Raw genomic sequence first — 13,979 nt, 5'->3', positions numbered from 1 at the left:
GATGACGATCGGCCGCTTCGTCGCGGTCGATGTCTCCGTATTCGGTGGCGAACTTCGCAGTGGCACAACAATAGAGACGTCCGGCATGTATCCCCCCGCATACACCCGTCGCACCAACCGGAAGCGGTCGAGATGCGGCCGCCCCGGTATTCGTCCGTGCGAGGCGTCATAGCCGACGCCAATTCGGACTGGACGGTATCATGGACCGGGACCGCGGTCCTACCAAGCGGATGGGTGTGATCTTTCCCGCACTAACGGACCAGGTTGCCGAAAAACGATCCCGGAACGGACGGTCAGTCCCGCAGATACTGTCCCAACCGGGCGAGAGCTTCGTCGATATCGGCGGGGACCCCGGCAAACGACAGCCGCACCGTCCGCAGCCCCCGGGCGGTATCGAAGTCGATGCCGGGCGCGATCGCGACACCGATCCGATCGAGGATGTGATGACACCAGGCGGTGGTGTCGTCGGTCAGGTGACCGATGTCGGCGTAGGCGTAGAAGGCGCCGTCGGCGGGCGCGATGTCGGTGATTCCCAGCGCCGCCAGCCCGTCGAGGAGGATGCGGCGGTTGACCCCGTAGCGGTGCACGTGGCCGTCGAGTTCCTCGATCGAGGCCCGGTCGAAGGCGTGGATCGCCGCGTACTGGGAGATCGCCGGCGGACAGATCGTCAGGTTGCCCGCCAGCCGCTGCAATGGCTCGCGCAGGTACTCCGGAGCGAGCAGCCAGCCCAGGCGCCAGCCGGTCATGCTGAAGTACTTCGACACCGAGCCGACGACCACCGATTCGCGGGAGGTCTGCCAGGCGCTCGAGGTGACCGGGCCGGTACCGAACTCGATGCCGTGGTAGATCTCGTCGGAGATCAGCAGGGTGTCGTGCTTGGCGCACCAACGGGCGATATCCCGCAGCACGGTCGGGTCGATGATCGTGCCGGTCGGATTCGCGGGACTGGCGATGATCAGCCCGGCGGGCGGCTCCGGCAGCGCCTCGAGCATCGCGACCGTCGGCTGGTACCGGTCGGCGGCGCCGCAGTCGAGTTCGATCACCTCGCAGCCCAAAGCCTGCAGGGTATTGCGGTACGCGGGGTAGCCGGGCCGGGCGACCGCGACCGTGTCCCCGACATCGAAGGCGGCCATGAAGATCAGTTGGAAGCCGCCCGAGGAGCCGGTGGTCACCACAACATCCTCGGCGTCGACGACGATCCCGTGCCGCTCGGTGTGATACGTCGCGATCGCCTCGCGCAGCGGCGCGATCCCGAAGGTCTCGGTGTAGCCGAGGACGTGGGTGTCCAAGGCGTGGTGCGCGGCCGCCAGCACCGGCGCGGGCGCGGGGGAGCCCGGCTGACCCGCCGTCATCGACACCAGATCCCCGTAGGTGCGGGCACGCACCGCGGCGGCCCGCATCATGTCCATCACGTGGAACGGCGCGATACCCGAGCGCAGCGATTCGGTGCCGCGGGCGTGCCGCGCGGAAGCCGCCGACCGACCGGTATCGGCGGTCACCTCAGTTCCAGCCGTAGTCGCTGCGCAGCACCTCGGCGATGCGTTGGAAGGTCGCCGACGGCATGATCGCGCCCTCCCGGCGAATGCCGTCCTCCGGTACGTCGAGCACCCGGTCGGTGCGCACCCAACTCGGGCGGCGTTTGGCGTCCCAGGGGCCGGAGCCGACCGAGATCCAGCCGGTGTCGTTGTCGTGGTTCTGGCTCGACAGCATCAGGCCGAGCAGGGTGACGCCCTCGCGCCCCACCACCAACACCGGTCGGTCCTTGCCCTGGCTCGGATCGTCCTCGTAGACCACCCACGTCCAGACGACCTCGCCCGGATCCGCCCGTCCGTCGAGGTCCGGGCTGTAGAGAACCCGCCGGGCGCGCTGTGCGGTCGGTTCGGAGGCCGTGGTCGAGGGGCGGACCGGCGTGCCCGGGCTTCCGATCGCAGTACTCGCCTGCCGGGATCGAACCGCCGTTTGCACGGCGGCGATCACCTTCGGGCCGTGGCGTAGCGCCAGCCTCCCCAGCTCGTTTCCCAATGCTCGCCAATCGGTCGCCACCGATTCAGCCTACGACCTCCGCGGTGCCGCGCGTTCGCGCTGTCGGGCACAACGTCCGCCGGGCCGACCGATAACGGGTCATCGGTTGGGGGACAATGGACCGACATGAGGGACTTTCTGTGTCCGAGCTGTGGGAACCGGCTCGCCTTCGAGAACTCGGTCTGCCTGCGTTGCGGCAGCGCGATCGGGTTCGACCTGCCGCGGCGGGCATTCCGGCCCGTCGACTCGACCGGCGCCACCGACGACGGTGGACGGCCGGCGCGGGTCTGCAACAACCTGTCGATCGCCCGCTGCAATTGGTTGGCGCCGATCGACGCGCCCGGCGGACTCTGCCTGTCCTGCCGGTTGACCCGCACCCGACCGAACAACGACGACCTGATCGGTCTGCGTGAATTCGGCAAGGCCGAGTCGGCCAAGCGACGCCTGGTCGTCCAACTCGACGAACTCGGCCTACCGATCGTCGGGCGTGACGAGGACCCGACCGGCGGTCTGTGCTTCGACCTGCTGTCCTCGGAACACCACCGGGTGATCACCGGCCATGCCAACGGGGTGATCACCATCGACCTGGCCGAGGGCGACGACGTCCACCGCGAGCAGTTGCGGGTGTCGATGGCCGAGCCCTACCGCACGATGCTCGGCCACTTCCGGCACGAGATCGGCCACTACTACTACCTGGTGCTCGCCTCCCGGGGCGCCGAACGGCAGCGGTTCGAGGAGCTCTTCGGCGACCCGGACACCAGCTACTCCGATGCGCTCGACCGGCACTACTCCGGCGGCGCCCCCGAGGGCTGGCAGGACGACTACGTGTCCTCCTACGCCACGATGCACCCGGCCGAGGACTGGGCGGAGACATTTGCGCACTACCTGCACATCCGCGACACCCTCGACACCGCCGCCGCCTTCGGAACGGCGCCCGCCGGGGTCACCCTCGACCGGCCGATCCCCGGTCCCGCGGGTTTCCGCTACATCCTCAACCAGTGGCTGCCGTTGACCTGGACGCTCAACATGGTCAACCGGTCGATGGGCCACTCGGATCTGTATCCGTTCGTGCTGCCACCGCCGGTGCTCGGCAAGATGCAGTTCGTGCACGAGCTGGTCACCGCCCGGCAACTGAGGGTGCGCAACCCCCAGGCGGTCGGCTGATCGCCCTGGCCGGACGTCGCTGCCGGCGGCACCCGGGCCCCGACGTGGACGGGCCGGATATCCTTTCTGTCCAGGACCTGTCTGTCAGGGCCGGTCCGACAGGGCCCGGACACACCGAGTACGGAGAACCGACATCAGCAGTTTCGCCGACACCACCTTCACCGATCCCGCACGGATCAGGAACTTCTGCATCATCGCGCATATCGACCACGGCAAATCGACCCTGGCCGACCGGATGCTGCAGCTGACCGGCGTTGTCGACGACCGCTCGATGCGGGCGCAGTACCTCGACCGGATGGACATCGAGCGCGAGCGCGGCATCACGATCAAGGCGCAGAACGTGCGGCTGCCGTGGAAGGTGAACGGCGAGGAGATCGTCCTGCACCTGATCGACACGCCCGGCCACGTCGACTTCACCTACGAGGTCTCCCGTGCGCTCGAGGCGTGCGAGGGTGCGGTGCTGCTGGTCGACGCCGCCCAGGGCATCGAGGCGCAGACCCTGGCGAACCTGTACCTGGCGCTCGACCGGAACCTCGAGGTCATCCCGGTCCTCAACAAGATCGACCTGCCCGCCGCCGACCCGGAACGGTACGCCGCCGAACTGGCGCACATCGTGGGCTGCGAGCCGAGCGACGTGCTGCGGGTATCCGGCAAGACGGGCGTCGGCGTCGCCGAACTTCTCGACGCCGTCGTCGAGAAGATTCCGCCGCCGAAGGGCGAGGCGGACGCGCCGGCGCGCGCGATGATCTTCGACTCGGTCTACGACACCTACCGCGGCGTCGTCACCTATGTCCGCGTCGTCGACGGCCGGATCGTCCCGCGCGAGAAGATCCGGATGATGTCGACCGGCGCCACCCACGAGCTGCTCGAGGTCGGCATCGTCTCACCCGAACCCAAGCCGACCGCCGGGCTCGGCGTCGGCGAGGTCGGCTACCTGATCACCGGCGTGAAGGACGTGCGCCAGTCGAAGGTCGGCGACACGGTGACCAGCGCGCGCAACGGGGCGATCGAGCCGCTGACCGGTTACCGCGAACCGCGCCCGATGGTCTACTCCGGCATGTACCCGGTCGACGGGTCGGACTACCCGAACCTGCGCGACGCGCTCGAGAAGCTCCAGCTCAACGACGCAGCGCTGACCTTCGAGCCCGAGACCTCGGTCGCCCTGGGCTTCGGTTTCCGCTGCGGCTTCCTCGGGCTGCTGCACATGGAGATCACCCGCGAGCGCCTCGAACGCGAATTCGGCCTCGACCTGATCTCCACGGCCCCGAACGTCGTCTACCGGGTGGTGCTCGACGACGGCTCCGAGGTGATCGTCACCAACCCGTCGCACTGGCCCGACGGCAAGTCCCGCGCGGTCTTCGAGCCGATCGTCAAGTGCACGATCATCTCGCCGAGCGAGTACATCGGCGCGATCATGGAGCTGTGCCAGAGCCGCCGCGGCGAACTCGGCGGCATGGACTACCTCTCGGAGACCCGGGTCGAGATGCGTTACACCCTGCCGATGGCGGAGATCATCTTCGACTTCTTCGACTCGCTCAAATCGCGCACCCGCGGCTACGCCTCCCTCGATTACGAGGAGGCCGGCGAGCAGGAAGCCGACCTGGTCAAGGTGGACATCCTGTTGCAGGGTGAGGCCGTCGACGCGTTCAGCGCGATCGTGCACAAGGACGCGGCCTCGACCTACGGCAACAAGATGACCACCAAGCTCAAGGAACTGATCCCGCGCCAGCAATTCGAGGTACCGATCCAGGCGGCGATCGGCGCGCGGATCATCGCGCGCGAGAACATCCGCGCGATCCGCAAGGACGTGCTGGCGAAGTGCTACGGCGGTGACATCTCCCGTAAGCGCAAGCTGCTCGAGAAGCAGAAGGAGGGCAAGAAGCGGATGAAGACCATCGGTCGGGTCGACGTCCCGCAGGAGGCCTTCGTCGCCGCGCTGTCGTCGGACGCAGCATCGGACAAACCGAAGAAGTAGGACATTCGAAACCGCCGCTATTGCGGCAAAATGGAACGATGCCCGTCGAACGTTCCTGGCGCCCGTCGCTGCGTCCCGCTCTGTGGGGGTCGCTGCTGATCGCGCTGGCCACCGTGCTGGGCGCCTGGATCACCCTCGCTCGGGTGAACGATCCGCTGACGCTCGACGTGCACACCGTGGCCGAACTGGCCGCGGAGCGGGAACCCGACATGCTGATGGTGTCCTTCGCCGTCGACACGATCGGCGGGGTGTGGGTGTCCGGGGTCGCGATCTGCATCATCGTCGCCACGGTTCTGCTCGTCCGTCGTCGCCCGGTCGCGGCGCTCTACGTGGTGCTCGCGCAGATCTTCTCCGCGACGGCCGTGCAACTGCTCAAGCATCTGCTCGGTCGGGATCGGCCGGGGCAGATGATCATCGAGTCCGACTACGGGTCCTTCCCGTCCGGGCACGTCGCCAACGCCGCGACCCTCGCGACCGCCGCCGTCGTGCTGCTGCCGCGACTGTGGGTGGCGCTGATCGGCATCGGGTGGGTGCTGTTGATGGCGTTCACCCGTGTGCTGCTCGGCGCGCACTGGTTGACCGACACCGTCGGTGGCGCCGCGGTGGGGGTCGGCTCGGCCCTGCTGGTCGCTGCGGTCTTCGCGCAGTCGGCCGAAGCCGAGGCCGAGGCGCAGCGCTCGGCGCGAGCGGCGCCGACCCCGCAGTGGTGAACGGAGGGGTCTAACGGAGCCGGGGCGAACCTGGCCCCGGTGAACATGCCCGGAGTGAAGACCTAACGCAGGTCGATGGTGAAACCCGCCAGCAGCGACCGGGCGGTGGTGTGCCACCGCGGCCGGAACAGATACAGGCAGCCCAGCCGCAGCAGCGCGGCCTGCTCGTAGAGCCGCAGCCGTACGAAGTCGCAGCCGATCCGCTCCGCGCAGCCGAGGATCTCGGCGCGGGCGATCGCCGCCTGCTCGTGCGCGTAATGCCCCTGCGCATGCCGCAGCACCGTGTGAGCGGCGAGGTTCGCCGGGTCGAGTTCCGGCTCGATCCGCGCGGCGGTGTCGACGTCGAGGACGCCGACCGCCCCGATCTCGTCGAGCAGGATCTGCTTGTCGTGCAGATCCCGATGGCCGATCCGATGGATCACCGGCCGGCGGGGTTCGGTGAGGCGGTCGCCGATCGCCGCTCCGATCCGCCGCAGTTCCGACAGCTCGTCGGCCGGCAGGAAGCGCGCGGCGCGGTCGATCCACTCGGTGACGATGCGCGCCTCGTCGGCGCCGGTGTGCGCCGGCACGTCCGTCGCGGAAACGCTGCGGGCCGCGGCCTCGAGGACCGCACCCGACCATTGATCCGACCAGTACCGCCAGTGCCGCGCCCACACCTGCGGGCGGGCGGCCGTGGCGGGGGCGAGGTCGTGCAGGGTGCGGCCGGGCAGCGTCGCCAACACCACCGAATCGCCGAAGGCGGCGAGCACGCGGGGGGTGCGCAGGGCATCGCCGACGGGGGAGAAGCGGCTGATCCCGGTCAGGATCGCCCGGGCGCGACCGGGCCGCACCACCTTGGTGTACTCGGTGCCGTCCGCCGAGCGCAGCACCGCCCGCTTGCCGAGCCGATGGGAGATCAGCGTGCCACCGGTCGGGCGCGCCAGACCGGGCAGGCGGTGGTCCGCCTCGGCGGGCACCACCCGGGCGCCGGCGGTCGGCGACCACGTACCGGCGATCACGCCGGATGACCGTGGGCCGCGGGCCTCGAAGATGTCGTGATCGCCGTTCGGCCAACTGCGGGTGATCTCCCACATCGTTCCGGCATGGTCGATCCCGGCCGGCACCCCCGACGCTCCGGGCGCCGGTTCCCACGACCCTCCCTGCGCACCCGACACTGCGGGAGCACCCGGCCCGCTCGGCGCACTCGGTACTGCCGGTGCCCCCGACGTGCCCTGCCGCGACGCCGGCAGCGGCGGCGCGTCCCCGGTCACCGGGTGCCCCGCAGGACGTCGCGAGCGGTCTCGATCGTCTCCTCGACCCGGGCGGACCAGCCGGGATGGTGCGTGCGGAACGGTTCGACGGCGCGATCGAACAGGCCACGGGCGGTCCAGATGCGTAACCGGTCGGCGTCGACGGTGCCACCGGCGGCGCGGTAGCCGCGCAGCAGATGATCGGTGGTCTCCGGGCGGCCGGTGAGCAGCCCGGCCGCGGCGAAGGAGCCCAGGTCGCGCTCCACCGGGCCGACGGCGGTGCGGTCGAAGTCGATCAACCGGATCGTCGAACCGCTCACCAGCACCTGGTCGGCCGAGAAGTCGCCGTGCAGACGCGCGGACGCCGCGCTCGATTCGAGCGCCGCCACCGCCGTCGCGATACTGTCGGCGACCTCGAATGCCGCCGGTCCGAGGTCCGGGAGTACCGCCGCGACCGCCTCCGCGCCGGGCCGCAGCCGGGCCCGCAGCAGATCGGCGTCCGGGGCCGGCATCGCCCGGTAGGTCTCGTGCCGATGGACCCGGGCGAGGGCATCACCCGCGGCGAACGCCGCCGGCGCGGATGGTTGCGCGCCCAACGTCCCGGCGCCCCACCAGGAGGCCGACGTGGCGCCGGGGCAGCCGGGGATCTCGTCGATCGGCAGCACCGGGTGACCGGCCGCCGCCAACGACCGCGACACCGACAACGCCACGTGCGGGGTATGGGTGGACACCTTGATCGCCAACGCCCCCGTCGCCGTGCGGCTGTGCACCACCAGCCGGCGCAGCGGGTTGTGCCGCACCACCGTGGCGTCGGCGAACAGCGGCGCGTAGCCGGTACGCAGCCGGTGCAGGGTCGTGCCGAGGGGGCGGTCGGACCACAGGTCGCCGGCCACCATGCCGGGGAACCCGGCGAAACCGTCGACCCGGGCGCCGCAGCGGGCGGCATGCCGGCGGGCCTTGTCGAGCTTGACCGGATCGGCGAAGACCCCTATCCACCCGACGTCGCCGAACCGGTGCTGCTCGACGTCGGCGCGCCGCCAGGCGGCGACCAGACTGGTGCCGGGCTTGTAGCGCAGCCGGGTCACCCGGGCGGGGAATCCGAACAGTTCGCTCAGCCGATCGGGCAGCAGCACCCGATCGATCCCCGGCAGTCGAGGTTCGGTGTCGACGATCGCCCGATCGGCGCTCGTCCCGGCATCGACGCTCATCCGATGACCTTTCCGTTCGGTGATTGATCGCGCATCCAGGCCGACAGCCGGCTACCGGGATCGGCCAGCAGCGCGCCGGGGGAGCCGTCCTCGACGATCGCGCCATCCTCGATCCACAGGACCCGGTGGCATTCGCTGACCGCGTGCGCGTCGTGGGTGATCGTGAGGGTGGTGCGCCCGCGGGTCAGCCGGCTGATCGACTCCTGCACCGCGGCGCGGGTGGCCGGATCGAGGCCGGTGGTCGCCTCGTCGAGCACGACGATCGGTGCGTCCCGCAGCAGCGCACGGGCGATCGCCAGCCGTTGCCGTTGACCGCCGGAGACCGTGTCGCCGCGGGCGCCGAGCACGGTGTCGTAGCCGTCGGGAAGCGCCGCGATGAAGTCGTGCGCCCCGGCCAGCCGGGCGGCCCGTTCGATCGCCGCGTCGTCGGCGCGCAGGTCTCCGTAGCGAATGTTCTCGCGGATCGAGGTGGCGAACAGGATCGACTCCTGCAGCAGGATCGACACCTGCGCGCGCAGGCTCGCCAGCGTCACCGTCCGCAGATCGTGCCCGTCGATCAGAATCTGTCCGGACGCCGGTTCGACCAGCCGCAGCAGATGGCTCGCCAGGGTCGACTTGCCGGCTCCGGATGGCCCGAGCAGACAGACGTTCTGACCGGCGGGGATGTGCAGGTCGAGCCGACGGAACAGCGGCCGGCGGTGCCCGTCGAGGGCGATCAACCGCTCGATGCGGATATCACCGGTCACCCGCGGCAGGTCGACCGCGCCGGGGGCGTCGGTGATCTCCACCCGCTGGTCGAGCAGGTCGGCCACCCGCTCCCCGGAGGCGCTCGCGCGGGCGATGCGGCCGGTGTACTTGGCCATATCGCGCAGCGGCTTCATCGCGATCTTCAGGTACATCATGAACAGCACCAGGTCGCCCGGCGTCATGCCGCCCTGAACGACCCGCCAGCCGCCGAGCGCCATCACCACCGCGGTCGCGATGCCGACGATCACGTCGGTGCTGCGCTCGAGCCCGGCGGCCAGCCGGCGGGCCTTGATGCCGTCCTTGAGGGCGACGTCGTTGCCCTTGGCGAAGCCGGCGGCGAGGGTCGACTCGAGGTTGTAGGCCTGCACGACGCGCATCGCCGAGAGCGATTCCGCGGCGGTGCCGGCCAGGGTGCCCTCGCCCTTGCGGGTGCGGCGGCTGGCCGTGGTGATCTGCGGGGCCTTGATCCGCGACACCACCTGGTAGGCGATCGCGGCGGCGGCGACCACCACGGTCAGCAGCGGGTCGAGCCAGATCATCACCAGGCTCAGCACGATCAGCGTCAGGACATTGCCGACCAGCGGCAGCCCGGCGGTGACGGCGACCTCCTGCAGTCGGGCGATATCGCCGACCAGGCGTTGCACGGTATCGCCGGTCGACGCGGTCGAGTGGTACCGCAAGGACAGCTGCTGGACGTGTGCGAAGACCCGCGCGCGCAGGGCGGTGGCGACCCGGGAGCCGACGAAGGCGAACGCGACGGTGCTCAGATAGTTGGTGACCGCGCGGGCGGCGGTGATCACCACCAACGCCAGGGCGCACAGCGCCAGGAAGCCGGCGGTCGCCTCGGGGATGCCGGTGTCGGCGGTGATGCGGGCGCCCAATGACGCGGTGACCGCGTCGATCACGTACTTGAGCGGCCACGGTTCGAGCACCCGCAGCGCCACATCGGCCAGCAGCGCCACGAGCCCACCGAGAGCCAGGAAGCGGTGTTCGCCCAGGTGTGGCCGGATCATCCGCAGCGAGCGGCGCAGCGCGGTCGGCTCGATCCGGTTGGGGTTGCTGCGTTTTCGGGAAGCGGCCGGCGTGGTCGGGCCCGGAGCCCGGGCGCCGACCGGTGCCGGACCGTCGGGTGTCGGGCCGGCGGATGTGGGGTTGACCGGTATCGGGTTGGGGTCGGCCGGTGTCCGGCCGTCCGGGGCGGTCGGCGTGGTCGCGGTCACCGGATGACCTCTCGTTCGGAGGCTCGGATCGCGATGTCGTCGACGATCGCGTCGAGGGCGCGCCGCCAGGTGTGGTCGCGTTCGGCCGCGGTTCGGGCCGCCCGCCCCAGCCGGTCCCGTAGGCCCGGGTCGGCGATCAGCCGGTCGAGCGCCGCGGCCAGGGTGTCAGGGTCGCCCGGTTCGACCAGCAGGCCGGTGCGGCCCGGGTCGATCACCTCCGGGATCTGCCCGATCGCCGAGGCGACCACCGGCAGCCCGGCGGCGAAGTACTCGTAGATCTTCAACGGGGAGAAGTAGTGCCCACCGGCCGCGGCGGGCGGATACGGCGCCACCGCGATATCCATCCGCGCCAACACCCCCGGGATGCGTTCCGGCGGCACCGCTCCGGTGAATTCGACGGTCGCGGGCAGTCGAGCGGCGCGTGCGGTCAGCGCGTCGCGCTGCGGGCCGTCACCGCAGATCAGCAGGCGCCGCCGGCCGATCGCCGGATCGAGCCGACCGAACGCGTCGATCAACACCTCGGTGCCGTGCCACGGCTTGAGGGTGCCGACAAATCCCACCGTGACCGTCGATCGCGCGCGGCGCTCGACCGGGACGACGCGGTCGGTGTTCACCCCGTTCGGCACCACCCGCACCGCGGCATGCGCCCCGATCAGCCCGATCACCCAGTCGCGCACCGGTTCCGACACCGCGGTGACCACGGTGGCCGCCCGTAGGCAGGCGATCGTCGTCTCGACCGCGCGGGCGTCGTCGACCAGTTCCCGGTAGCGGCGCTGTTCGTCGATCAGCGGCGAGTTGACCTCGACCATCACCGGTCGGCCGGTGCGCGCCACGATCGGTGTCGCCGCACCGAAGAGGGCGTACCTCTCGTAGGCGAGATCGAAACCGTCCCGAATGGCCCGCTGCGCCAAGACGATCGACGTGTCGGTGATCGCGACCTCCCGGGCGGCGGCCGGCCCCTTCGGCACCGGGATCGTCACCACCGGCAGATCGCGCAGATCGTCGGGGACCTCGTCGCCGCGACGCACGCAGTAGACCGTCACCGCCCACCCCCGCGCGCGCATCGCCCGCACGATCTCCTGGACGTGTACCGACGCGCCCTTGGTGCCGAAGACGGGGATCCCCGGGTCGGTGCAGAAGTACGCCACCCGGGTCATGCCGACACCCGCTCGACGCACGGGGCGGCGGCCGGGCCGATATCCCGCAGGCAGGAGCGCAGCGCGTCCGCCTGGGTTCGGGAGTCGAAGCGTTCCTCGATCAGCGCCCGCGCCAGCACCGTCGGCGATTCGCGGTCGAACGCCGGGTCCGCCACCTCGACGAGGGCGGCGATCAGATCGTCGAGATCACCCGAGCGCACCAGGGTGCCGGTCTCACCGCTGCGGATCACCTCGGGGATGCCGGTGACATCGGAGGCGATGCAGTAGGTGCCGGTCGCCATCGCCTCGAGGATCACCGTCGGCAGGCCGTCGGCGTTGCCGTCCGCGCCTACCACGCAGGGCGCGACGAAGGCGTCGCTGTCGGCGAGCAATTGGACGATGTCGTGCTGGGGGACCGGGCCGAGCAGTCGCACCCGGTCGTCGAGGTTCAGGCTGCGAATCAGTTCCCGCAGCGGCGTCTCCAGAGCGCCGCCGCCGGCGATGCGGGCCTCGACGCGGATACCGCGATCGCGTACGGCGGCGATCGCGGCGACCAGCAGGTCGAAGCCCTTCTTCTCGACGAGTCGGCCCACGGCGGCGATCCGCAGCGCGCCGCGCCGGGGGAGTGGCCCGCGATAGGGGAAGCGGTCGAGTTCGAGACCGTTGTAGATGCGGCGCAGCCGATGTGCGGCGTCGGGGAACCGCTCGCTCAGGTGGGTGAAGTTGTAGTCGCTGACGGTGACGACGTGGTGGGCGTCGGCGACCTTGACCGCCAGATCCCGCTCGTCGACGTCCTCGTGGAAGATGTCCTTCGCGTGCGCGGTGAACGAATAGGGCAGCGCCAGGATGCGCGCGCACAGGCGCGCGACCGTGGTGGGCAGCGACCCGAAGTGTGCGTGCAGGTGTCCGACGCCGTACTCGTGGGCCAGCCGCGCCAGCGCGACCGCCTGGATCGCGTCGTCGGCGGCGGCGCGGGAGAGCTCCGGCAGCGCGGTGGCTACCCCTTCGGCGAGGCCGTCGACCTGCATCGCCGCGGTGATCACCGCCCAGAAGGTGCTCGGCTTCGTCGGCCGTTCCACATAGATGACCGGCGCGTTCACCCGGGCGAGCTCCCGGTGGAAGCGCGGATCGATCGGTGGGCGCAACGAGAAGATCACCAACCGCTCGCCGCGCTGTTCGCGGGCGAGGATCTCGGAGACGATGAAGGTCTCCGAGAACCGCGGGTACATCTTCAGGACGTAGCCGATCGGCGCATCAGACGACATGAGCCGCTCCCATCGTGGTGTCGGTGACGTCGTCCGGACGTTCGAGCAGGCCGGCGGCGAGCTCGGGTACCCGGGCCAATCCGCCGAGGTCGATCCCGTTGCGGGCCACACGATCCCCGACCCGGCGGGCGATCCATTCGCCGATGGTCGCGGGCTGGGCCTGTTGGGTCGGCAGGGTGTCGATCGCCGATCGCCGGGCGAGAGTGGCCGCGCGGATGCGCTGCTCCTGGCGGCGCACGCAGCGCGGTACGACCAGCGCCGGGGTGGTGGTCGTCATGATTTCGCTGATCGTGTTGTAGCCGCCCATGCACACGACCGCGGCGGCACGGCGGGCGAGCGAGAGCGCCTGATCGACCCACTCGACTACCTCGGTGCCCGGCGCTGCGGCGGCCGCGACCTTGTCCTGGTCACCCTGCCGCATCTGCCGGCCGGTGACCACCAGGTGGCGGTAGCCGTCGGGGATCGGCGCGGCGGCCGCCGCCCGGGCGAGGTCGTAGCCGTCGCTGCCGCCGCCGACCATGGTCAACACGAACGGCTCCGAGCAGACCGGTTCGGCTCGCTCGGGCCTGCCGTGCGCGAGGTAGCCGGTGTACTCGACCAGATGGGACAGTTCGGCGGGGATCTCCCCGGACGCGACCGGGTCGTGCACGCCGCGGTCGCCGTAGACCCAGATCGCGTCGAATAGCGAGGTGATCGTGCGGACCCCGCCGATGCGCTGCCACTCCAGTTCGGCCGCCTCGGGTGCGTCGAGCACCTCGCGCAGTCCGAGCACCACCCGGCAGCCGGGGTTGGTGACGCGCAGCTGGGTCAGGGCCGACTCCAATTCGCGGCGCACCCCCAGCGCGTGCCGATCGATGATCACCAGGTCGGGCGCAAACGATTCGAGGGCGGCGCGCACCAGCGTGCCGCGCAGAGCGGCGACGCGGCTCATCCCCATCGGCAGATGCCGCGGCGCGTAGCCGTCACCGGTGCGGGTGATGCCCGGCACCACCAACCAGTCCCACCCGGCGGGGCGGTCGAAATCGGTGGCATCGGATTCGCCGGTGATCAACAGTCCGGCAACCGGATTCCCGGTGAGCCGCGGCAGGTGTCGGCCGAGCGCGTGTGCGATCGCCAGGTTGCGCTTGACGTGCCCGAGCCCAACCGAGTCGTGGGAGAACAGGACGATTCGCGTCGGCATGGCCGATTCCTTTCGCGTCCGCGGGTGGTTCTTCCATACCCTCCGCCACGAACATGAAACGGCGATGATCTGGACGTGAGAACACCTTCATGTACGGCGACATCTCCCATGCCGAGCCGCCGG

At 70.5% G+C, this 13,979-nt stretch carries 11 protein-coding genes; 3 read left to right on the top strand and 8 right to left on the bottom strand.

What is annotated here, in order from left to right; genetic code table 11:
- Window positions 1-293 precede the first annotated feature (293 nt).
- Both MB1_RS05150 and MB1_RS05145 read right to left on the bottom strand, forming a co-directional pair.
- Entirely contained in the window at window positions 294-1,409 is a 1,116-nt protein-coding gene (locus tag MB1_RS05150; protein ID WP_066904954.1) for an aminotransferase class I/II-fold pyridoxal phosphate-dependent enzyme, read from the bottom strand.
- A 91-nt stretch (window positions 1,410-1,500) separates the two neighbouring features.
- Window positions 1,501-2,043: a type II toxin-antitoxin system PemK/MazF family toxin gene (locus tag MB1_RS05145; RefSeq protein ID WP_066904463.1), complete on the bottom strand. Its 543-nt coding sequence runs from the start codon at window positions 2,041-2,043 to the stop codon at window positions 1,501-1,503.
- A gap of 105 nt (window positions 2,044-2,148) precedes the next feature.
- On the opposite strand from MB1_RS05145, the gene MB1_RS05140 reads away from it, so the two are divergent.
- The 3 genes from MB1_RS05140 to MB1_RS05130 all read left to right on the top strand — a co-directional run bounded on the left by MB1_RS05140 (window position 2,149) and on the right by MB1_RS05130 (window position 5,871).
- Complete coding sequence (locus MB1_RS05140; protein WP_066904460.1) at window positions 2,149-3,186, top strand: zinc-binding metallopeptidase family protein; 1,038 nt, start codon at window positions 2,149-2,151, stop codon at window positions 3,184-3,186.
- 133 nt (window positions 3,187-3,319) lie between these two features.
- Window positions 3,320-5,161 carry a translation elongation factor 4 gene (lepA, locus tag MB1_RS05135; RefSeq protein WP_245650051.1) on the top strand — a complete coding sequence of 614 codons (1,842 nt, stop codon included), beginning with the start codon at window positions 3,320-3,322 and terminating at the stop codon, window positions 5,159-5,161.
- A 38-nt stretch (window positions 5,162-5,199) separates the two neighbouring features.
- Window positions 5,200-5,871, top strand: coding sequence for a phosphatase PAP2 family protein (locus tag MB1_RS05130; protein ID WP_066904455.1), 672 nt, complete (start codon window positions 5,200-5,202; stop codon window positions 5,869-5,871).
- Between the two features lie 62 nt (window positions 5,872-5,933).
- On the opposite strand, the gene MB1_RS05125 is transcribed toward MB1_RS05130, so the two are convergent.
- The 6 genes from MB1_RS05125 to MB1_RS05100 all read right to left on the bottom strand — a co-directional run bounded on the left by MB1_RS05125 (window position 5,934) and on the right by MB1_RS05100 (window position 13,856).
- Window positions 5,934-6,974 (bottom strand): hypothetical protein, encoded by a 1,041-nt coding sequence (locus MB1_RS05125; protein ID WP_066904452.1) that lies wholly within the window; start codon window positions 6,972-6,974, stop codon window positions 5,934-5,936.
- 143 nt (window positions 6,975-7,117) lie between these two features.
- Window positions 7,118-8,308 (bottom strand): phosphotransferase family protein, encoded by a 1,191-nt coding sequence (locus MB1_RS05120; RefSeq protein WP_066904450.1) that lies wholly within the window; start codon window positions 8,306-8,308, stop codon window positions 7,118-7,120.
- On the bottom strand, window positions 8,305-10,275 hold the full coding sequence (locus tag MB1_RS05115; RefSeq protein WP_218000188.1) for an ABC transporter ATP-binding protein: 1,971 nt from the start codon (window positions 10,273-10,275) through the stop codon (window positions 8,305-8,307). The genes MB1_RS05120 and MB1_RS05115 overlap by 4 nt, the downstream gene beginning before the upstream one ends.
- The gene (locus tag MB1_RS05110) at window positions 10,272-11,432 is read right to left on the bottom strand and encodes a glycosyltransferase family 4 protein (RefSeq protein ID WP_066904950.1); all 1,161 of its coding nucleotides are present in this window, start codon (window positions 11,430-11,432) and stop codon (window positions 10,272-10,274) included. Before MB1_RS05110 ends, MB1_RS05115 begins: the two co-directional genes overlap by 4 nt.
- The gene (locus tag MB1_RS05105) at window positions 11,429-12,676 is read right to left on the bottom strand and encodes a glycosyltransferase (RefSeq protein ID WP_066904447.1); all 1,248 of its coding nucleotides are present in this window, start codon (window positions 12,674-12,676) and stop codon (window positions 11,429-11,431) included. The genes MB1_RS05110 and MB1_RS05105 overlap by 4 nt, the downstream gene beginning before the upstream one ends.
- Window positions 12,666-13,856: a glycosyltransferase family protein gene (locus MB1_RS05100; protein WP_066904444.1), complete on the bottom strand. Its 1,191-nt coding sequence runs from the start codon at window positions 13,854-13,856 to the stop codon at window positions 12,666-12,668. Before MB1_RS05100 ends, MB1_RS05105 begins: the two co-directional genes overlap by 11 nt.
- Window positions 13,857-13,979 lie beyond the last annotated feature (123 nt).

The sequence above is a fragment of the Millisia brevis NBRC 105863 genome (assembly GCF_001552615.1).
Classification (GTDB): Bacteria; Actinomycetota; Actinomycetes; order Mycobacteriales; family Mycobacteriaceae; genus Millisia; species Millisia brevis.
The sequence above is the reverse complement of the archived record's forward strand: the minus strand, read 5'-3'. Positions and strand labels throughout refer to the sequence as shown.

What these genes read in the sequence shown, in the direction of transcription:
- MB1_RS05150 (WP_066904954.1), bottom strand. Translation starts at nt 1,409, where the DNA reads ATGGACATGATGCGGGCCGCCGCGGTGCGTGCCCGCACCTACGGGGAT.
- MB1_RS05140 (WP_066904460.1), top strand. Translation starts at nt 2,149, where the DNA reads ATGAGGGACTTTCTGTGTCCGAGCTGTGGGAACCGGCTCGCCTTCGAG.
- MB1_RS05130 (WP_066904455.1), top strand. Translation starts at nt 5,200, where the DNA reads ATGCCCGTCGAACGTTCCTGGCGCCCGTCGCTGCGTCCCGCTCTGTGG.
- MB1_RS05120 (WP_066904450.1), bottom strand. Translation starts at nt 8,308, where the DNA reads ATGAGCGTCGATGCCGGGACGAGCGCCGATCGGGCGATCGTCGACACC.
- MB1_RS05110 (WP_066904950.1), bottom strand. Translation starts at nt 11,432, where the DNA reads ATGACCCGGGTGGCGTACTTCTGCACCGACCCGGGGATCCCCGTCTTC.
- MB1_RS05105 (WP_066904447.1), bottom strand. Translation starts at nt 12,676, where the DNA reads ATGTCGTCTGATGCGCCGATCGGCTACGTCCTGAAGATGTACCCGCGG.
- MB1_RS05100 (WP_066904444.1), bottom strand. Translation starts at nt 13,856, where the DNA reads ATGCCGACGCGAATCGTCCTGTTCTCCCACGACTCGGTTGGGCTCGGG.